Origin of the sequence: Parabacteroides goldsteinii DSM 19448 = WAL 12034 (genome assembly GCF_000969835.1) — a bacterium.
Classification (GTDB): Bacteria; Bacteroidota; Bacteroidia; order Bacteroidales; family Tannerellaceae; genus Parabacteroides; species Parabacteroides goldsteinii.
In genome coordinates this window covers 1,317,716-1,337,166 of the sequence record NZ_KQ033913.1, presented here as the reverse complement: position 1 = coordinate 1,337,166, position 19,451 = coordinate 1,317,716, and the positions used below count along the sequence as shown (strand labels likewise).

Below are 19,451 nucleotides of genomic sequence, written 5' to 3'. Positions count from 1 at the left end.
AGATGGCTAAGATATTATTGGTAGAAGATGAAGTGAATATCGCCTCTTTCATAGAGAGGGGGTTGCAGGAGTTCGGTCATGAAGTAAGCGTGGCTTATGACGGTATGGCGGGTTGGGAGTTGTTGCAGAAAGAGAACTTCCAGTTTTTGATACTGGATATAATCATGCCCCGGATGAACGGGTTGCAATTGTGCCGCCAATACCGCCAGTTGTACGGATACCAGTCGCCTGTGATTATGTTGACGGCGTTGGGTACGACAGACGATATTGTTAACGGCCTCGATGCCGGTGCAGACGATTACCTGGTCAAACCTTTTAGCTTTCAGGAACTGGAAGCACGTATCAAAGCTCTTCTGCGGCGGATTGGAACGGAGACTGCCACGGCTTCCTTGCGCTGTGGCGACCTGAGTCTCGACCCGACCAGCCACCGGGCGTTTCGTAACGGTACGCCGATAGACCTCACGGTCAAGGAATACCGCTTGCTGGAATATTTCATACTGAATCAGGGTACGGCCTTGAATCGCCTCACCCTTTTGAAGCATGTATGGGATAAAGATTTTGATACTAATACAAATGTAGTCGATGTCTATGTGAATTACCTTCGCAGTAAGATAGACAAGGACTTCGACCATAAGCTGATTCGTACCGTTGTAGGTATCGGTTATATGATGGAAGCATGAAAACAGGGAATAAGATAGCCTTCTTCTATACGGCGATGACGGTGGGTATCATTGCGCTTGTCACGGTTGCCTTTTATTTTATTGCGACAAACTATATCAGCCGCCTCTATTATTCTTATCTGACGGAAAAGGCCTATGCAACAGCCGAAAAACATTGGGAGAAGGATGAAGTGGACGAGGAAAGTTATGCCCGGATACAAAAACGGTATGAAGAGACTTTACCCGTTGCCACCGAGATATTACTGAATGCGGACAGTGTGGCGGAGACGCATGTAACGTTGGTCCGTTATATGACGGAAAAAGAGATTGAACGGTTATATAAGGGCGAGGTAATCACTTTCCATGAAAAGGAGAAGGTGGGAGCAGCACTTTATTATCCGGATAACGAGGGTAATTTTATTGTCCTTGTTATCTCCAACAACCAGTATGGCGGAGATATCCAGCAGCGTATCGGTTGGTTGCTGCTGGCTTTGATTGTTATAAGTGCGGTACTGATTTATTTTGTCGGAAAGCTCTATGCAATCCGCATGGTCGACCGTATCGATGCTGCTTATCAAAGTGAGAAGGCGTTTATCAGTAATGCCTCGCATGAACTGAACAATCCGCTTACTGCTATACAGGGAGAGTGTGAGATTAGTTTGCTAAAGGAACGTACTCCGGCAGAATACCAGTCCGCATTGAAACGTATCGCTTCGGAAAATAAGCGTATCATACAATTGATGAAGCATTTACTCTTCCTCTCGCACGGGGATAAAGAGATACTTAAAAATGCGACCGAGACTATTATGCTGGCCGATTTCCTGATGCAGTTTGTCGGTAACCGTATCAAGTTCACGACAGATACTTTTGCCTTCTGCCTGACGGCAAACCCTCATTTATTAAAGATAGCCATCAGTAATATACTGAATAATGCCTGTAAATATTCAGGGGAAGAATCGGTCGAGATGCGTTTGATGGGGTCGGTCCTCGAAATAAAAGATACGGGAATTGGCATCCCGGTGGAAGAATTGGAGCGTGTCTACCAGCCTTTCTACCGTGCCTCCAATACCCGAGAGTTTTCCGGACATGGCATCGGGCTTAGTTTGTCATTGCGTATACTGACGACCTATGGGGCTAAAGTTACGATTGATTCGGAACTGAATAAAGGGACAAATGTTATCATAGACTTTGGATAATAATAGTTCTCCTTTCATTTGTTTATTGGAAAAGAATCTTTATCTTTGGCGCAATGTTTATCAACTAAAAACTTATAACTATGAATGTAAAAGAAAAAGCGGGAGAGTTTCTCCTTGATATGGCTAAATTGATTTTTGGAGGAATTATTCTCAGTGGTATCGTGAATGAACCCATTAATAGATGGGTTATTTATAGTTTGGGAGTATTTTTCTCATTCTTTTTAATAATGATGGGATTTGTTTTAATTGACAATTCTAATAAAAAGGAAGTAAAGTTATGAATATCTACGTATATATGATCGCTTTAGTTATGGTTATAACTGTGTTATCTTTTGTCAAGTGGGTAGATATAAGAGATCGCAAGCAGGAAGAAAAGAAACGGGAAAAAGAAAAACAAAGTTCTAACGAATAATATCATCCGGGCCAGCTAAGTAATATTTAGCCGGCCCTGTTATTTTCAGGTCTTCGGGACGTACTCCTTCCGTTTCTTCGGGAGTTATCAGTCCGCGGTCGATGAGACGATTTATAATTACGTTATAAAATTCAGTATAATATGGTTTTAACTGTAATCCGTCAAAGCAATACCGGACATGTTTCGGTTTGGGGATTATGCTGGCAAGGAAGATACATTCTCCCAAAGTCAAAGCCGAAGGTTCTTTGGCAAAGTAGAAATGCGAGGCTTCGGCGGCACCATAGATAAGCGGTCCCCATTCAATGATATTCAAATAGACTTCAAACATACGTTCTTTTGTGGTAAGACGGTTGCTTTCTATCAGCCAGACAATCAGCATCTCTTCCAGCTTACGGGCAATCGTCTTATTGCGGCTCAGGAAAACGTTTTTCACCAGTTGCATACTCAGCGTACTTCCGCCACGAGCAAAACGCCGTTCTTTCAGGTCGAGAATCAGGGATTCACGTATCGCGCTCGGAATAAATCCGTTGTGATGAAAGAAACCGGCATCTTCGCTCTGCATAATAGCTAATGGCAGATAACGGGATACGGCCTGGAAAGGACGGAAAGAGGGATTGCTTTCGCCAATCTCAAATGTACGGACCGGCTCTCCGTTTTCATAAGCCGTATATTCAAACGGCTCATTCATCTTCCTCAGGTCGGTGTTTCCATATTGGACAATCCGGAAGTTACGGGCAGTAAGCGATGACTCCAGTTGCAGGCTGTCCAACAAGGCTAAATCCATGTCTAATAGGAAATGATACGATAAAGTACCGTCAGCCCTCAATCCTTCCAGGTTGTAGAACAGACCTCGAGGTAAGGAAGCGAACAAATCATTGGCAGGAAAATCCTGTTTATTTACGGAAGCTGTAATATGCCAGTCCTGATTTTTCTCAGTCTTCAGATAGGGATGGAAATCCAGCCGGTTGAAGTTGATTAGAGAAGCGCTGTCCAGTTCCAGATAATTCTTTCCGATATTCACCAGGCAGTCGAGCGTGGCCTGGTCCAGTAGAACCGTATCGGGAGAGATACGTTGTTGATGAAGCGTCAGGCCGCTGATATGTGCCTGTCCCCGGACGGTATGCAGGTCACTCTTTTTCTGTATCTGCTCCAGTTTAAAAGCCAGCGTGTCAAACTGTATCTGTGCACCCCAGCGGTAATTCAGAAAGGGGAGGGTAATCTTTATATTCTCCCTGGCATGCAGCCGGGCCTCTATTTTCTTCTCTTTGTCCTGTAATGAACCTTCACAAACCCACTCGCTTTGGATACCGTTTTCCGTACTTCGTATTCCAGTGGTGAAATGATTGTCTCTTATCGTCAGGGAAGGAATCTCAATAAGAAGTTCGTCTCCTTTATTCAGATAAGAGACGCTCAGGTTTCGTAAAGCAGCGTTATTGGGAAGCAGTTTGAAAAGCAGGCCAAATATTTTGCCTGTTCTCTGTGCAAAATTCCGTTCTGCCCCGGATTGAACAGGAGCTTCCGGAACTGTTGCTCCATGATACAGAAATTCAAAATTTGAAGTATTGTTATTCTTTATGAAAGAGACATTCAACCCCTCCGCCTCAATGCTTTTTACCGATATCTTAAAAAGGAAAAGTTCGGAAAGTTCCAGTTTAATCCGGAAAGAACGGCTTTGCAGAAAAGTATCCGCCTCCAGCGGGATTACAGATACTCCATCGATTTGTATACCGCTCAGGCCGAGCATATGTATATCGTCATAATGGATGGATAACCGGCGTACTTCCTCTATCTTTTCCAGTTTACGGTCTATATATTTCCGTACGAACAGATTCCGTGCGGAAAACAAAAGAAGTACCAGAACAGTTAAAAGAATGACACCTGTTGCAATTCTTTTCCTAACAGGTTGATGCATAATTTCTTTTCGTTTAAAACGGGGTAAAAATAATGCTTTTTCTCAACATTCGATATGTTTAATCTGTTTTAATAAAAAACAAATAATATGTCATACAAGATTGCATTTTTTGGAGCTAAACCATACGATATAGCTTCTTTCGATAAAGTAAATGAAAAGTATAATTACGATATCAAGTACTTTAAGGGGCACCTTAATCCGAATAACGTTGTCCTGACGCAGGGTGCCGATGCTGTCTGCATCTTTGTGAATGATACGGCCGATGCGGCTGTTATAGATGCGATGGCCGATAATGGGGTCAAACTGTTGGCTTTACGGTGTGCCGGTTTTAATAATGTAGACCTGGAAGCGGCTAAAGGTAAACTTCCGGTTGTCCGTGTGCCGGCTTATTCTCCTTACGCCGTAGCCGAATATTCGTTGGCTCTGATGCTTTCGTTAAACAGGAAAATCCATCGTGCTTATTGGCGGACACGTGATGGTAATTTCTCGTTGAACGGCTTGATGGGATTCGACATGCACGGCAAGACTGTCGGTATTATCGGTACCGGAAAGATTGCCAAGATATTGATACGGATATTGAAAGGACTGGGTATGCATATCCTTGCTTACGATGTTTATCCGGATTATAAATTCGCAGAAGAGGAAGGAATTACTTATACGACGCTGGATGAATTATATAAAAGTTCGGACATTATCTCGCTTCACTGCCCGTTGACGGAGCAGACCCGTTATATCATTAACGATGATTCAATCGCTAAGATGAAAGACGGCGTAATGATTATCAATACCGGACGTGGACAGTTAATTCATACGAATGCCCTGATTGAAGGACTGAAAGAAAAGAAGATTTCGGCAGCCGGACTGGATGTGTATGAAGAGGAAGGAGATTACTTCTATGAAGATAAATCCGACAAAATTATTGACGACGATGTGCTGGCGCGTCTATTGTCTTTCAATAATGTGATTGTCACCTCTCATCAAGCCTTCTTTACCAAGGAGGCAATGCATAATATTGCGGAAACGACCTTGCAGAACATCGAGGATTTCCGTCAAAACCGTCCTTTAGTGAACGAAGTTATTCTGTAAACAGACTATTTTTTTATCGCTGATTTATTATATTTTTGTGGCCATTGTCCGGTGTGAGCCAGGCAATGGCTTTTTAAATTTAATAATTATGATAATAGATAATCAGACAGGACTTGTATTGGAAGGCGGAGGGATGCGTGCCACGTTTACGGTCGGAGTATTGGACTGTTTTATGGACCACAATATCTGGTTCCCTTATACGATAGGGGTATCGGCTGGTGCCAGTAACGGCATATCTTATGCGTCCCGGCAGAGAGGACGTTCGCGTTTCGGCAATATAGATTTATTGAAAAAGTATAATTATATCGGTCTCCGCCATTTCCTGCGCGGCAAGGGATATATCGATATGGAATATTTATTCTATGTTTATCCTGATAAATACTATCCGCTGGATTACGATACTTATTTTAAATCGAAAGAACGTTTCGTGATGGTTACCAGTAACTGTCTGACCGGGAAAGCGGAATATTTCGAAGAGAAGAAAGATAAAAACAGGCTGGTAGATATTTGTTGTGCCTCCTGCACATTGCCGGTTCTTTGTCCAGTTGCCTATGTGGACGGCGTCCCGATGGTCGATGGCGGAGTTTGTGATGCCATTCCTATCCAGAGGGCTATTGATGACGGTTTCCGGAAGAATGTGATAATCCTCACAAGAAATAAAGGATACCGTAAAAAGGATAAAAACTTTTATCTGCCGGGATTCATCTATAAAAAATATCCGGCCATACGGGAACAGCTCAAACTGAGGTATAAACGTTATAATGAAGTACTCGATTATATCGACCAACTGGAAGCCGAAGGTAAAGCATTCGTGATTCGTCCTGAAAACAAAATAGAGGTGACGCGAACAGAAAATAATCTGGAAAAGCTGGAAGCGTTATATAATGAAGGATATGCTTTGGCTGAAAGGTTAATAGGGACGGCCCTGACAGCCGCCCTATAACAGTTTTATTCTTTACATTCCTTATGCAGGTCTTTGCTTAAACGCATGGCGCAGAAGTTCGGACCGCACATCGTACAATATTGCCCGTCGGTAACAGCGCTTTCCTTATAATATTGCAAAGCCCGTTCCGGGTCGAGTGACAGGTTGAACTGGTCTTTCCAACGGAAATCAAAACGTGCCTTACTTAATGCGTTGTCACGGACCTGTGCTCCGGGATGTCCTTTTGCCAGGTCGGCGGCATGGGCGGCTATCTTATAGGCAACCACTCCGTTGCGTACATCTTCTTTGTTTGGCAATCCCAGGTGTTCTTTCGGGGTTACATAGCAAATCATAGCTGTGCCATACCAGGCAATTTGTGCGGCACCGATAGCCGATGTGATATGGTCGTATCCCGGGGCGATATCCGTTGTCAACGGGCCTAATGTATAGAACGGGGCACCGTGGCAGGCATATTGCTGTTCTTTCATGTTCTCATGAATCTTGTTCATCGGGACATGACCCGGACCTTCGATAATAACCTGAACGAATTTTTCCCAGGCAATCTTTGTCAATACGCCCATCGCATGCAGTTCGGCAAACTGCGCTGCATCGTTGGCATCATAGATGGAACCGGGACGAAGACCGTCGCCGATAGACACAGCAACGTCATATCTGCTCAGGATATCGCATATTTCTGCAAAATGGGTATACAGGAAGTTTTCTTCATTATGCAGCTGCATCCATTTAGCCATAATGGAACCACCACGCGAAACAATACCTGATAAGCGGGTCGCTGCCAAATCGATATGTTTTTTCAATAGTCCGGCATGAATGGTGAAATAGTCCACGCCCTGTTCAGCCTGTTCAATCAATGTATCGCGATATACTTCCCAGTTCAAATCTTCCACATTTCCGTTCACTTTCTCCAAAGCCTGGTAAATAGGAACTGTTCCCATCGGAACCGGACAGTTACGGATAATCCATTCACGTGTCTCGTGAATATTGTCACCCGTCGAAAGGTCCATCAGGGTATCGCCACCCCATTTACAGCTCCACACCGCTTTTTCAATCTCTTCACTGATACCGGAAGACAATGCTGAATTACCGATATTGGTATTTATTTTCACCAAAAACTTCTTACCGATAATCATCGGTTCCGCCTCCGGATGGTTGATGTTGGACGGTATGATGGCACGTCCGGCAGCAATTTCTTTACGGACAAAGTCGGGAGTGATATAAGATTTCAGTCCCAATGCTTCGATTTGCTGGTTTTCACGTATGGCCACATATTCCATTTCCGGAGTGATGATACGTCGTTTGGCATAATACATCTGGGTGATATTCTTACCTTCTTTGGCCCGGTAGGGAAGGTGACGCTTCGGAAAACGTATCTCATCCAGACTTTTATCTTCCAGACGGGCACGGCCATATTCGGAAGACAACTCGCTCAGTTGTTCGATATCCTTACGTTTCGAACACCATTCTTCGCGGACACGGGGAATACCGGCATTTATATCGATATTTATTTTAGGGTCGGAAAAGGGACCGCTTGTGTCATAGACAATCACCGGATTGTTTTTCTTGAAAACTTGCTCTCCGTTTTCGTCGATAGTGACGGTATCCAGAAGTTTGATTTTACGCATACCCACTTTTATCTTGTTGATTTCGCCCGGGATATATATCTTTTCCGATGCGGGATAGGTGATACGCATGTTTTTCTTGCTTGCCATTACAGTATGTTTAATATTTATTTATCTCATTAATAAAACGACGGGTCTCTTCTACGGGGTCGTCTGCATGGATGATCGCTCCCGATACGGCTATTCCGGTAATTCCGGTCTCCATTAACGGGGCAACATCTTCCAGGCAGATTCCTCCGATTGCAAATATCGGAATTTTATAGCCAGCCTCCTTACATTGCTGCACTATTTTTCTGTATCCTTCCAGACCGAGAACGGGACTGAGTTTCTTTTTCGTTTCCGTATAACGGAAAGGCCCCAGGCCGATATAGGAAGCTCCTTGTCCGACAGCATGCTCGATATCCTCAAAGGTATTGGCAGTGGCGCCGATATAGAAGGTTTCGCCCGGAAATAACTGCTCTTTTGCCATTTCCCATGCGGCGGATACTGATATATCTTCTTTCCCCAGGTGAACAGCGTTCGCCCCGCATCTCAAAGCAATCCGTGCATTATCGTTTATACAATAGATGCATTTGTTTGTATGCTCATTGATTAGTTGCCCGATTTCCCTGGCTGTAAAAATATTCATGTTTCCTTTCATCCGTAGCTGTACCCATGAACAACCGCCGTCAAGAACCATTTTGACTTCTTCCCGTTCCGTGTATTTAGAAGTACCGTGGGTTATAAACATCAGGCGTTCACCACTGCCCTGTGGAATAAATTGTCCTTTATCTTCGTGCTTGCGCAAATGATATTCTATTGCCATATATCCAGTTGTTTGTATCGTTTGATTATAGATGTCTCGTTTGTTACAGAAGGGTCTTTACCCCATAAAGCTCCCAGAATAGCAGCTCCTCCGAAATGTAAGGAGGCAATCAGCGGAATGTTCTTTTCTTCTATTCCGCCCAGGGCAATTACCTTTTCGTTGATTATGCCCGAAGCAGCCGCCTCCCGTAATCTCTCCATCGGAAAGCCGTTTCCGTATCCTTCTTTGGATATACTTTGAAAGATGGGGCTCAGAAATACATAATCCAACTGTTTGTTATCCTGCACTTCCTGCAAGGAATGGCACGAACGGCTTATGCTTCCGGCAAAACCTTCCGGCAGGGTATTATTCCGGCTGTTCAAATGGATGCCGGCCAACCGGTATCCGGCTGTGAGTTCAAAATGTTCGTGCAATACAATCCGTGAATGATATTCGACAGGGATAGCGTCCAGTAAGAGACGAAACTTGTCGATGTCACTCTGGGGTTTGCGCAGATGCAAGCGCTGCATTCCCTCCCTGAACAAATGGATTATTATCCGGCTTTCCCCTTCAAAAAAGAAAGGGGTTGTGATTACGAACAGCTTCATACTATCCTTTTATCTCTGTTTTTACTAAAGGAACCGGAGCAAAGAAATGGTTCAGGGGACCATGCCCGTGTCCTGTCCGTACATCTTTGCCTTCAGTAATCGCTTTTGTTATATACTCTTTAGCCAGTCTGACGGCATCCGGCAGGCTCTTACCCAAAGCCTGATAAGCGGCAATAGCAGAAGACAACGTACAACCGGTGCCGTGGCCGTTGGTTGTAATTACAGTTTCCGCCGAAAGCCGGAGAGGGGACGCCTCCGATACATATAATATATCAGTCATCTCTTTTCCTTTTAAATGTCCTCCCTTCATTAATACGGCATGGCAACCTAAAGACAGCAACTTCTCTGCCGCCAGGCACATCTCTTTTTCGGAAGTTATCTTCATTCCGGACAGGAATTCAGCTTCGTCGATGTTGGGAGTGACCAGCGATGTCCGTTTGAACAGTTCCCGGACAATGATGTCTATGGCATCATCCTGCAATAATTTATTACCACTGGTCGAAATCATCACCGGGTCCAGGATAATACGCGACGGTGAATAAGTATCGATTGCATTTACGACGATTTCTGCCGCCGTTTTATTATGCAGCATTCCTATTTTGACTGCATCGATGGTAATATCTTGAAAGACCGCATCCAACTGGCCTTTCAAGACTTCCGGAGAGATGGCTTGTATGCCTCTGACACCTTGTGTGTTTTGGGCCGTAATGGAGGTGATTACGGAAGCTCCGTAAACTCCCAATGCTGAGAATGTTTTAATATCTGCCTGTATCCCGGCTCCTCCGCCGCTGTCGGAACCAGCAATGGTTAACGCAGTCGGATAACGATATAATGTATCTGTTTTCATATTTACACACGAAAGGAGGGAAAAGCCTTGTCTGTCTTTCCTACGGCGGCATTACCCGCATCAGGTTCACAGGGTATAATCTCAGCCCGTTTACAGTATGGCACCCCTTTTCGTGTACAAAGGTAGAAAGATTGATAAGAGAAAACAAAAGTGAAATGTTAAATTTAAGAGTGAATTGATAGGTTTAAAAAAATAATCCAGTATATTTGCATCTACAATTCCGGTTATAACAGCTTTTCTTCCGGGTTGTATTTCCTTTTGGCATAATAGTCATAAAAAGACAAATCATGTTGATAAAAACAGGCTTGTATGTTATTACCGGTGGACCAGGAACGGGTAAAACATCATTAATTGAAGAACTTAAAATAGTTGGATATCAAACAGTAAAAGAAGTAGCACGGGATATTATCAAAGAACAACAGCAACAGGGTGGAGACGCATTGCCCTGGAAAGATACCGTTTTATATACCAGTATGATGCTGGAACGTTCTGTTGAATCATATCTGGCTCATAAAGAAAATGAAGGCATATTATTTTTTGACAGAGGAATCCCTGATACACTGGCATATGCAAGGTTGATTGGGTTAACCGACCGGAAAGAAATAGAATTGGCTGTCGATAAATACAGGTATAACAGGCAGGTATTCATACTTCCTCCCTGGGAAAATATATATCATACGGATAAAGAACGTAAACAATCATTTAATGAAGCGATAGATACATATTATGTAATGAAAGATGTCTACAAAGATGCAGGATATACATTGATTGAAGTCCCGAAACTTCCCGTTACGGAAAGAAGGAATTTTATTATTAATAGTATAAATTCATTTTAAAACATCTATTTTGGGTCTTTTAAGTGAGATTTGTTGTCAATTGGAATATAATCGGTTCAATTTGGAACATTCATAAAAAAGAATCTGTTATAATTTTGCGGAGTTTAACGAGGGAGTTAATAAAATAATGGGGAAAAAGATTGTTTTTATTCTGGCACTTGTTTTGGTTGCATTTGCATCAAAAGCTCAGAACACTATAATAAGTGGAATAGTAACGGACTCTATTACAGGAGAAACGTTACCATATGTTTCAGTTATACTGAAAGGTACAACTATCGGGACAACGACTGATGATGACGGTAAGTTTACGTTGACTACCTCGTCCAATGCACGGACTCTGTCCGTTTCATATCTGGGATATACCGAAAAAGAACTGAAAGTGGCTATAGGTAAAAAGAATTATTTTAAAATACCTTTGGCCCCTTCCAGTATTGATTTGGGTGAAGTCATTGTAAAGCCGAAGAAAGAGAAGTACAGCAAGAAAGAAAATCCAGCCGTGGCTTTTGTCAAGAAGGTTATCGAATCTCGCGAAAGTAATGATCCCCGTAATCATGATTATTTCAGTTACAGCCAATATGAAAAGATGGTTTTCGCGATGAACGATTATCAGCCGAAACCTAAAAAAGAGAATGGTAAGGGCGGGAAATTCGATTTTCTGATCGATTATATCGATACGCTGGATGTCGGAAAGACCATTTTGCCAGTGTCGGAGAAAGAAAAGGTGGAAGGCATTTTCTATCGGAAAGATCCTAAAGTAGAAAAAAGAGTCGTGCTGGGAGCAAAGGCGGCCGGTGTAGATGAAATATTTTCACGGGATGGTATGCAGCAGTTTCTGGGAGAGGTGTTCCGTGAGGTGGATATCTTCAAGAATGATATTCCTCTTTTCCTGCAACGTTTTGTAAGCCCGTTGTCTAGCATGGGGCCGAACTTTTATAAGTATTATTTACTTGACACCCTGGATGTGAACGGACAGAAATGTGTAGACCTGGGATTCGTTCCTTTCGTTTCTGAAGGTTTCGGATTTACCGGACATCTTTTCGTTACGCTCGATTCGACTTATTTCGTTAAGAAAGCAATCCTGAATGTTCCTAAAAACATCAACCTGAACTTCGTCAGCGGAATGACTATCGAGCAGACATTCGAAAAGACGGAAGATGGTACACGTATTATTACCAAAGATGATATAAATGTCGATTTCAAGCTGACGGAAAAATCGAAGGGAATGTATGCCCGAAGGTTGAACATATACAGCAACCATTCTTTCCTTCCGCCCGAAAGCGATGAGATATTTAAGGAGAGTGCTCCGATTATCACATTGCAGAACGCCTATAAGCAGACAGAAGATTTCTGGGATTTGAACCGTCCGGAAGAAGCCGGTAAACGAAAACAGAATACGGTTGAAAAATTGATGGAAAAGTTACGTTCGGTTCCTATTTTCTATGTAACAGAAAAAATTGTTACAATCCTGACTTCCGGTTACATAGGAACCAGCACTGACCCCGCTAAAAATAAATTCGAATTCGGACCGGCCAATACCTTTATCAGTGGTAACGCGATCGAAGGAGCCCGTTTCCGTGTCGGAGGAACTACTACTACTGCTTTCAGTAAAAGATTATTCCTGGAAGGATATGCCGCTTATGGTACAACAGACCGGAAAATCAAGTATGATGCCTTGATAGAGTATTCATTCAATGACAAGAAGGAATACCGTAAAGAATTTCCGGTTAATTCTATCCGTCTGGAATATCTTTACGATATCAACCAGTTGGGACAGCAATATATGTACACCAACAAAGATAATATCTTCCTGGCCTGGAAACGTCAGAGAGATACCCGTGCAACTTATCTGAGAAATGCCGAACTGACTTATTACCGCGAACATTATAATGGTATCGCTTACGGTGCGGTTTTACGTAATAAAAAGGAATATTCGACAGACTATGCCGTTTTCGACCGGATAGAGGAAGATGGCCGCATTACTCCTATAAAGTCTTACTCGATGACGGAGCTGGAATTCAAATTCCGTTATGCCCCGAACGAGAAATTCTATCAGACCCGTAACTATCGTTATCCTATTACTTTCGATGCTCCGGTAATTACATTGAACCATATTACTGCCAGAAAAGGGGTGTTAGGTGCTGACTATACCTATAACCGTACAGACCTGGGTATTCAGAAACGTTTCTGGTTCTCGGCCTTCGGATATCTTGATATTATCGGTAAAGCAGGTAAGGTGTGGGACAAAGTTCCTTATCCGTTATTGATATTGCCGAACGCGAACTTATCCTATACAATCCAGCCTGAATCATACACCAATATGAATGCGATGGAGTTCATCAGCGACGAGTATGCATCCTGGGACGTTACTTATTTTATGAACGGACTTCTTTTGAACCGTCTTCCCCTGATAAAGAAACTGAAATGGAGAGAGGTTCTTTCATTCCGTGGAATGTATGGTCATCTGACCGATAAGAATAATCCTTACTATGGTGGCAAAGATTTGTATCTGTTCCCGGAAGGTTCTTATACATTGGGTAATACGCCTTATATGGAAGCCGGAGTAGGTATTGAGAATATCTTTAAGTTCCTTCGTCTCGATTATGTCTGGCGTTTGACCTACCGCGATAATCCGGGTATTCAGACAAAAGGTGTACGCTTCTCGATGAAGCTATCGTTTTAACGAACACACTTGCGAACCGAAATAAAAAACATCCGTCGTCATTTACTCTAACTAATGACGGCGGATGTTTTTTTATGCAGTTCCCTCAGAATTTCCTAAGCAGGAAACGCTGGTTTCCTAGTAAGGGAACTACAGTTTCCCAGGCAGGGAATTACGAGGAAACTGTAATCGATTGACAAATAGCCTACTAAGACTAAAATGAAGATTCGGTTAAAAAGCCTCTGTCATGTTCATATAAACCTGAACTCCATCCAGCCCCGGCTCTTTACCGATGTCGAGTCTGAAGTTCTTGCCCGGTTGCATTTGCACACGTAATCCGGCACCGAAATTCAGTTTCCATTTATTCCAGTCGAACGGAGTGTCACCGATTGTTCCGGTTCCCATCCAGGCAACAAAACCGCATTTAGCCCAGAAGTTTCCGCTTTTGTATTTTTCCGGTGAGCCGAACATATGGCGGTATTCCAATATGCCATAGGCCATGGATTTATCCCGGTATTTACCCCAGTAATATCCGCGCAGGTCGAAGGGCGAACCGAAAGAAGGTAATTCGGAGTAGGGGACATCTCCCATGCCTATCTGGCTTTTAGCGATCCATGCCAGGGTACTTCTCGGGCGGAATACATTCACAAAATGCCGGTATTCAAGTTCCAGTATTTCGTAGTTATAGGCACCTCCGAGATATTTTCCGAATGCTTTCATATTCCCGCTTAACAAAACGCCTTTTGTGGGGGTGGCGACATCGTTTCTTGTGTCGTATTGAATCAAGCCTCCGATTCCCACGTTTAGGTATTTTCGTTTGAACTGATTGAAATAGTAGTCTTGCTCCATCACCGGATTTATATCTGATGCATTTGTAAAGTTGATATCGAACAATCCTCCCAGGTAAAAATGCGGACGGATTTCCCAGACAAAACGGGGATATATCTGGAAATAACTTCTATGGTAGCGGGTTGTCGAGTCGCTTCTGTCTACATGTTCAATGGTTTCATAGCCTTTGCCGTAATAATGGGCCGGTTCGTTCCTGTATCCGTAGCTGGCATAAATACGGAACTTATTCTGATTAAAGAAGAAAGTTCCGGCTCCTGCCACCACGATCGTACCGTTTATTGAGAGGTTGATTCCTGCCGGAAGGAAAGAACGTTGCGAAATCGTGTCGTTTTTGTTCATCCTGAAACTGGCCAGTACGGCACCTCCGACACCTAGCGATGCTTCCGGAGTATAGGACGGACCACCCAGGACAGACCACCAAATCTTTTTATGGGCCCTGATGGAATCTTTACGTAACTGACGGTAATAACGTTGCAATTGCTTTTCGTTAAGCTGTTGCCCATCAACAATAACAACCTCTTTTGAGACAGTGTCGTTCGGCGTTAAGTTCTGTGCCTTTCCCGGCAAAACAGAGACAAACAGGAGTACTCCTGTAAAAGCGATTAAATGTTTAAACATTGACTGTTCTTTATTTTAGGTTGCAAAAGTATGAAAAAGAAAACATACCAACACCTTTTTTGTTCACAGCCTTTGGAATACTTTAGGTTTCTTCAGATTCTTTCATTGGAATGCTTAACCAGAACAGAGAGCCTTTGCCTTCTTCTGATTCCACTCCGATGCTTCCTCCGAACTTTTCGGCAATCATGGCGCAGATAGGAAGCCCCAAACCTGTTCCCTGGGCAAATGTATTCAGTTTGACAAAGCGGTCGAAAATCTTATCTTTCTTATCCTGAGGTATACCTATTCCGGTATCTTTTACATAAAAACGAATGGCTTTGCCTGATTCTTCGATCGTATACCCAAAAGAGACAGCCCCTTCAGGTGTAAACTTCAGGGCATTTGTCAGGAAGTTGATCATGACTTGCATCAGCCGGTTACGGTCTGTGTAAATCAGGCATTGAGGCAATTTCTCGTCAAATGAAATGCTGACAGCTTCGGATTTGTTCTTTAAAATCATCTGGCTGCAAATTTCTTCCATTAATTCATTAATATCAATCTGAGAATAGGTAAAATCCAGGGAGCCGGATTCGATCTTCGCCATATCGATGATATCGTTGATCAATTGAAGCAAGAGTTCGTTGTTTGTCGATATGATATGAATAAACTCTTGTTTCTCTACAGGGTCATCCGTCTCTGCCAGTAAGTTGGAAAAGCCGACGATTGCATTGAGGGGAGTCCGGATTTCATGACTCATATTTGCCAGGAAAGCCGATTTCAAACGGTTGGCTTCATCTGCTCTTTTCACCTCATACATCAAATGTTCTATCCTTTTTTTATCGGATATATCTTCGACCTTCATTAGTCCGCCAACAATGTTGGTATCTGTATGGTCAAAAAGAGGGATGGCACTGATCTCTACCGTTGTGTCTCCTTCGGTAAATTCGTGGCGGACCGATTCTCCTTTTGTTATAGCTTCACTGAGAGCGCAACGGGGACAAGGTTCCGTTCTTCCCCTGACTGTTTCATAGCAGACCTTTCCCGGAGTATAACGCCGGCCTTTGGCTATTTTATGCAAGTTTGTGGTAGATTCCCATTGAACCCGGTATTCTTTATCTATATAGATGAGTCCGAAGTTAATACTTTCGAGCACCATGTTCTGGGTTTTAGCTGCATCTTCCAATTTCTCTTTTGCTTTGATGAGTTCCCTTTCGTACTCTTTCATTTGGGTAATATCCCAACGGGCAACCAACAGCAAATGACTATGACCATGGGCTATGATGGATTTATTTACAATCGTATTATGCAAAACACCATCTGGGGTTACGTAATCTTCTTCGGCCCTGTAATTTTTCCCTTCTTTGACTAGTTGTTCATCTATTTTCCGGTATCGCATTCCTCGTTCAGGACCAAAAATGTCGAAGTCAGAAAGTCCAACTATCTCTTCCCGGGGAGTACCGGATTGTAACTCTGCTTCCTTATTCCAGAATACATATTTATAATCATCGTCGATATTTTTTACAAAAAGGGGAAAAGGCAGATTCTCTAAGATATCGAGGCTGAACAACGCTTCTTTTTCTTTGTTGTTTTCCTGCATATCGTCCAATAGGTCTTTATACCGTTTCTTTTCACAAACGAGTTTCCTGTTTTTGATTGCTAGCAAAACAACCAGGATAAAGAGGGCCAAAATAAGCACCAAGTATCCTGCTGTTCCTGTTGGCAGCATTGATAGTATAGAATTCATCAATACAAGTATGTTCATAGAGTGATATTTATTTGTCTTACCCTTTCATTTTCGGCAAATTTATCATTTATATTTTAATTAATCTCTGAATGCTGCTGAATTTCATAATATTTTCGCTATTGTAGCACTAAATCTTAACACAATAAGCCTGCCACACACCTTGTAGTCTGAGAAAATAATTTTACATTTGAAGTTGTAAACTGAGAGAAAGTAAAGTATGAAGAAAGTAGCTGTTCTGGTAACCTTTTTGCTGATCGTCCTGCAAGCGGCCGATGCGCAAAAGGTGGGACTGGTATTAAGTGGTGGAGGAGCTAAAGGTGCTGCGCATATCGGAGTCATTAAAGCCTTAGAGGAGAATGATATACCTATTGACTATATAACCGGTACATCTATAGGTTCCATTATAGGTAGTTTATATGCCATGGGATATTCTCCTGATGAGATGCTGGAATTAATGTTATCAGAAGAATTTAGTTACTGGCAGACCGGTACCGTAGAAAATGAATATAAATATTACTTTAAAAGACCGGACCCGACTCCTGAGTTCGGCCATTTTTCTATTGATATGACCGATTCATTGCAAATCAAGGCCAACTTTTTACCGCAAAGCCTTATCAATCCGATCCAGATGAATCAGGCGTTTATGGCATTGTTCTCGCAGGCTACCGCTAAAGCCGGATGGAATTTTGACAATCTGTTTGTCCCGTTCCGTTGTGTCGGTTCTGACATCTATAATAAAAAGGCTATCATATTCAAGAACGGAGATCTGGGAGATGCTGTCCGTGCTTCCATGACTTTCCCTTTCTTTTTCCAACCGATCTGGAAAGACAGCATTCCTCTGTTTGATGGCGGTATTTACGATAATTTCCCTGTCGGACCGATGAAAGAGGCTTTTCATCCTGATTTTATTTTCGGATCGACTGTTGCCGGAGGAAATAACAAACCTTCCAATAATGCTTATAATCAATTGGAAACGATGATTATGCAGAAAACGGATTATGATGTTCCGGAAGAAGATGGCATGATGGTTAAATTCAGTTTCCCGACTGTTTCATTGCTGGACTTCCAAAAAGCAAAGGAATTGATGGATATCGGTTATAAACGTACGATGAGTATGATTGACTCGATCAAGCAAAGAGTGCCCCGCAGGGTTCCGCTTACGGAAGTTAATATGCGCAGGGTTGCTTATAAGGAAAGTTTGCCGCCGCTGATCTTTCAAAATATATATGTAACCGGCGTTTCCGAATCGCAGCGTAAGTATATCGAGGCACAACTGCATCGTGATATGAATCATGAATTTTCGATGGAAGAATTTAAGCGGGCTTATTTCAAGATGCTCACTTCTTCGAAGATACGGGAAATTATGCCCCATGCTGTTTACAATCGCAGGGAGAAAAAGTTTGACCTCTATCTGGATGTAAAGATGAAAGAAGAAATAACGGTCGGTTTCGGAGGTAATATTTCATCGCATCAGGCAAACCAATTGTTTTTAGGATTGGGTTATCAATATTTAGGCCGTTTTGCCGCCGATGTTAATTCTAACTTTCAGGTAGGTAATTCTTTCAGTGGAGTTATGCTGAACGGACGAATCTATTTGCAGACCAGGATTCCAACCTATCTTAACTGGCAGGGGGTATATTCCGATAAAAGATATCAGGAAAGTCAGTCGCTGTTTTACGAAGATGTGTTACCGGCCTTCATTAAACAAAAAGAATTGTATATGAAGCTAAAGCTGGGATTCCCGTTCCTGAACAGGGCAAAATCAGAAATCGGTTTTGCATACGGGCAATTGAATGATTACTATTTTCAGAGTAATAATATGTTGTTCCCTAATTCTAAATTCGATCATAGCTGGTACAATCTGTTCAGCGGTTCGCTGAGTATAGAACGGAATTCACTGGATGCTAAACAATATCCTATAGCCGGGCGGAAACAGTTCCTGATCGCTCAATATGTTACAGGTACTGAGAATTATGATCCGTCTCCTACATCCCAAAGTCAGTCAATCAGAAAGAAAGTTTACAGTTGGCTTCAATTAAAAGGGGAGTGGCAGCACTATGAAACATTAAGTAACCGTTTCAATCTGGGATTCCAGGGAGAATTGGTCATATCCAGCAAAAACCTGATGAATAACTATACGGCATCGGTATTGCAGGCTCCGGCTTTTACGCCTACGCCGCATAGCCAGATTGTTTTCAATGAGGCTTTCCGGGCCAATCAGTATTTTGCAGCAGGCATTTCACCAATCTATAAGTTTAGCAAATTACTTCATTTCCGTCTGGACTTGTACGGCTTTGCTCCTTTATATGAAATAAAGAAAGAAACTAATGCGGACAATCCTTATATGGCAGTTCCTTATTATGGCAAGTTTCTTCATTCATTTAAGTACATGGGAGAGGCTGCCCTGGTGTTACAGTTACCTTTTGCCTCTATCAGCCTGTATGCCAATGGGTATAGTTATCCGGCAAAGAATTTCAACTTCGGACTGAACATCGGTTACTTGATCTTCAATCCAAAAATGTTAGATTAAATTGAAAAAAAGATGTACTAAAGTCTTGCAAGTTTAAAAGAAAACACTACCTTTGCACTCGCAATCACGAAACAATGGCCGCGTAGCTCAACTGAATAGAGTAGCTGACTACGGATCAGCCGGTTACAGGTTTGAATCCTGTCGCGGTCACCATTCGAGATTACAGTTTA

16 protein-coding genes, 1 tRNA gene and 1 riboswitch are annotated in these 19,451 nt (G+C 42.6%); of the genes, 10 read left to right on the top strand and 7 right to left on the bottom strand.

The features are described from left to right. The first annotated feature begins 2 nt into the window (after positions 1-2). The 4 genes from HMPREF1535_RS18455 (at position 3) to HMPREF1535_RS26430 (ending at position 2,267) form a co-directional block, all read left to right on the top strand. Positions 3-680, top strand: a complete 678-nt coding sequence (locus tag HMPREF1535_RS18455; RefSeq protein ID WP_007656744.1) for a response regulator transcription factor — start codon at positions 3-5, stop codon at positions 678-680. After that, positions 677-1,855 (top strand): sensor histidine kinase, encoded by a 1,179-nt coding sequence (locus tag HMPREF1535_RS18450; RefSeq protein ID WP_007656742.1) that lies wholly within the window; start codon positions 677-679, stop codon positions 1,853-1,855. Before HMPREF1535_RS18455 ends, HMPREF1535_RS18450 begins: the two co-directional genes overlap by 4 nt. Before the next feature lie 80 nt (positions 1,856-1,935). After that, positions 1,936-2,136 carry a DUF6722 family protein gene (locus tag HMPREF1535_RS18445; RefSeq protein ID WP_007656741.1) on the top strand — a complete coding sequence of 67 codons (201 nt, stop codon included), beginning with the start codon at positions 1,936-1,938 and terminating at the stop codon, positions 2,134-2,136. Then, the gene (locus HMPREF1535_RS26430; RefSeq protein WP_007656740.1) at positions 2,133-2,267 is read left to right on the top strand and encodes a hypothetical protein; all 135 of its coding nucleotides are present in this window, start codon (positions 2,133-2,135) and stop codon (positions 2,265-2,267) included. The genes HMPREF1535_RS18445 and HMPREF1535_RS26430 overlap by 4 nt, the downstream gene beginning before the upstream one ends. Here HMPREF1535_RS26430 and HMPREF1535_RS18440 read toward each other — a convergent pair. Then, positions 2,257-4,179, bottom strand: a complete 1,923-nt coding sequence (locus HMPREF1535_RS18440) for a biosynthetic peptidoglycan transglycosylase (protein WP_046147100.1) — start codon at positions 4,177-4,179, stop codon at positions 2,257-2,259. The two genes, HMPREF1535_RS26430 and HMPREF1535_RS18440, sit on opposite strands and share 11 nt — an antisense overlap. An 87-nt stretch (positions 4,180-4,266) precedes the next feature. Here HMPREF1535_RS18440 and HMPREF1535_RS18435 point away from each other — a divergent pair, with 87 nt between their 5' ends. Further along, positions 4,267-5,265, top strand: a complete 999-nt coding sequence (locus HMPREF1535_RS18435) for a 2-hydroxyacid dehydrogenase (RefSeq protein ID WP_046147099.1) — start codon at positions 4,267-4,269, stop codon at positions 5,263-5,265. A gap of 88 nt (positions 5,266-5,353) precedes the next feature. Next, on the top strand, positions 5,354-6,208 hold the full coding sequence (locus HMPREF1535_RS18430; RefSeq protein WP_007656737.1) for a patatin-like phospholipase family protein: 855 nt from the start codon (positions 5,354-5,356) through the stop codon (positions 6,206-6,208). A gap of 5 nt (positions 6,209-6,213) precedes the next feature. Here HMPREF1535_RS18430 and thiC read toward each other — a convergent pair whose 3' ends face one another. Genes thiC through thiD form a run of 4 tightly spaced genes read right to left on the bottom strand, consistent with a single transcriptional unit; the run spans position 6,214 to position 10,066 of the window. After that, the gene (gene thiC / locus HMPREF1535_RS18425) at positions 6,214-7,917 is read right to left on the bottom strand and encodes a phosphomethylpyrimidine synthase ThiC (RefSeq protein WP_046147098.1); all 1,704 of its coding nucleotides are present in this window, start codon (positions 7,915-7,917) and stop codon (positions 6,214-6,216) included. 10 nt (positions 7,918-7,927) lie between these two features. Then, the gene (locus HMPREF1535_RS18420; RefSeq protein ID WP_046147097.1) at positions 7,928-8,632 is read right to left on the bottom strand and encodes a thiamine phosphate synthase; all 705 of its coding nucleotides are present in this window, start codon (positions 8,630-8,632) and stop codon (positions 7,928-7,930) included. Continuing rightward, complete coding sequence (locus tag HMPREF1535_RS18415) at positions 8,623-9,219, bottom strand: thiamine phosphate synthase (RefSeq protein ID WP_046147096.1); 597 nt, start codon at positions 9,217-9,219, stop codon at positions 8,623-8,625. The genes HMPREF1535_RS18420 and HMPREF1535_RS18415 overlap by 10 nt, the downstream gene beginning before the upstream one ends. 1 nt (position 9,220) lies before the next feature. Next, on the bottom strand, positions 9,221-10,066 hold the full coding sequence (gene thiD, locus HMPREF1535_RS18410; RefSeq protein ID WP_046147095.1) for a bifunctional hydroxymethylpyrimidine kinase/phosphomethylpyrimidine kinase: 846 nt from the start codon (positions 10,064-10,066) through the stop codon (positions 9,221-9,223). A gap of 20 nt (positions 10,067-10,086) precedes the next feature. Next, positions 10,087-10,184, bottom strand: a riboswitch (TPP riboswitch). A gap of 169 nt (positions 10,185-10,353) precedes the next feature. On the opposite strand from thiD, the gene HMPREF1535_RS18405 reads away from it, so the two are divergent. Together HMPREF1535_RS18405 and HMPREF1535_RS18400 are read left to right on the top strand one after the other, a co-directional pair. Continuing rightward, positions 10,354-10,902 carry an AAA family ATPase gene (locus HMPREF1535_RS18405; RefSeq protein ID WP_046147094.1) on the top strand — a complete coding sequence of 183 codons (549 nt, stop codon included), beginning with the start codon at positions 10,354-10,356 and terminating at the stop codon, positions 10,900-10,902. A gap of 127 nt (positions 10,903-11,029) precedes the next feature. Then, a complete protein-coding gene (locus HMPREF1535_RS18400) occupies positions 11,030-13,582 on the top strand; it encodes a DUF5686 family protein (protein ID WP_007656729.1) in 2,553 nt (850 codons plus the stop codon). Between the two features lie 210 nt (positions 13,583-13,792). On the opposite strand, the gene HMPREF1535_RS18395 is transcribed toward HMPREF1535_RS18400, so the two are convergent. Together HMPREF1535_RS18395 and HMPREF1535_RS18390 are read right to left on the bottom strand one after the other, a co-directional pair. After that, positions 13,793-15,028, bottom strand: coding sequence for a BamA/TamA family outer membrane protein (locus HMPREF1535_RS18395; RefSeq protein ID WP_046147093.1), 1,236 nt, complete (start codon positions 15,026-15,028; stop codon positions 13,793-13,795). A gap of 82 nt (positions 15,029-15,110) precedes the next feature. After that, a complete protein-coding gene (locus tag HMPREF1535_RS18390; protein ID WP_046147092.1) occupies positions 15,111-16,769 on the bottom strand; it encodes a PAS domain-containing sensor histidine kinase in 1,659 nt (552 codons plus the stop codon). Positions 16,770-16,968: 199 nt separating this feature from the next. On the opposite strand from HMPREF1535_RS18390, the gene HMPREF1535_RS18385 reads away from it, so the two are divergent. Continuing rightward, positions 16,969-19,281 carry a patatin-like phospholipase family protein gene (locus HMPREF1535_RS18385; protein WP_007656726.1) on the top strand — a complete coding sequence of 771 codons (2,313 nt, stop codon included), beginning with the start codon at positions 16,969-16,971 and terminating at the stop codon, positions 19,279-19,281. Between the two features lie 76 nt (positions 19,282-19,357). Beyond that, positions 19,358-19,434: transfer RNA gene (locus HMPREF1535_RS18380), tRNA-Arg, on the top strand. Positions 19,435-19,451 lie beyond the last annotated feature (17 nt).

Bases quoted from the DNA above. Each gene is read 5' to 3' on its own strand.
- HMPREF1535_RS18405 (WP_046147094.1), top strand. From the start codon at position 10,354: ATGTTGATAAAAACAGGCTTGTATGTTATTACCGGTGGACCAGGAACG.
- HMPREF1535_RS18415 (WP_046147096.1), bottom strand. From the start codon at position 9,219: ATGAAGCTGTTCGTAATCACAACCCCTTTCTTTTTTGAAGGGGAAAGC.
- HMPREF1535_RS18385 (WP_007656726.1), top strand. From the start codon at position 16,969: ATGAAGAAAGTAGCTGTTCTGGTAACCTTTTTGCTGATCGTCCTGCAA.
- HMPREF1535_RS18445 (WP_007656741.1), top strand. From the start codon at position 1,936: ATGAATGTAAAAGAAAAAGCGGGAGAGTTTCTCCTTGATATGGCTAAA.
- HMPREF1535_RS18455 (WP_007656744.1), top strand. From the start codon at position 3: ATGGCTAAGATATTATTGGTAGAAGATGAAGTGAATATCGCCTCTTTC.
- HMPREF1535_RS18440 (WP_046147100.1), bottom strand. From the start codon at position 4,179: ATGCATCAACCTGTTAGGAAAAGAATTGCAACAGGTGTCATTCTTTTA.
- HMPREF1535_RS18390 (WP_046147092.1), bottom strand. From the start codon at position 16,769: ATGAACATACTTGTATTGATGAATTCTATACTATCAATGCTGCCAACA.
- HMPREF1535_RS18420 (WP_046147097.1), bottom strand. From the start codon at position 8,632: ATGGCAATAGAATATCATTTGCGCAAGCACGAAGATAAAGGACAATTT.
- HMPREF1535_RS26430 (WP_007656740.1), top strand. From the start codon at position 2,133: ATGAATATCTACGTATATATGATCGCTTTAGTTATGGTTATAACTGTG.
- HMPREF1535_RS18395 (WP_046147093.1), bottom strand. From the start codon at position 15,028: ATGTTTAAACATTTAATCGCTTTTACAGGAGTACTCCTGTTTGTCTCT.
- HMPREF1535_RS18430 (WP_007656737.1), top strand. From the start codon at position 5,354: ATGATAATAGATAATCAGACAGGACTTGTATTGGAAGGCGGAGGGATG.
- HMPREF1535_RS18450 (WP_007656742.1), top strand. From the start codon at position 677: ATGAAAACAGGGAATAAGATAGCCTTCTTCTATACGGCGATGACGGTG.
- HMPREF1535_RS18435 (WP_046147099.1), top strand. From the start codon at position 4,267: ATGTCATACAAGATTGCATTTTTTGGAGCTAAACCATACGATATAGCT.
- thiD (WP_046147095.1), bottom strand. From the start codon at position 10,066: ATGAAAACAGATACATTATATCGTTATCCGACTGCGTTAACCATTGCT.
- HMPREF1535_RS18400 (WP_007656729.1), top strand. From the start codon at position 11,030: ATGGGGAAAAAGATTGTTTTTATTCTGGCACTTGTTTTGGTTGCATTT.
- thiC (WP_046147098.1), bottom strand. From the start codon at position 7,917: ATGGCAAGCAAGAAAAACATGCGTATCACCTATCCCGCATCGGAAAAG.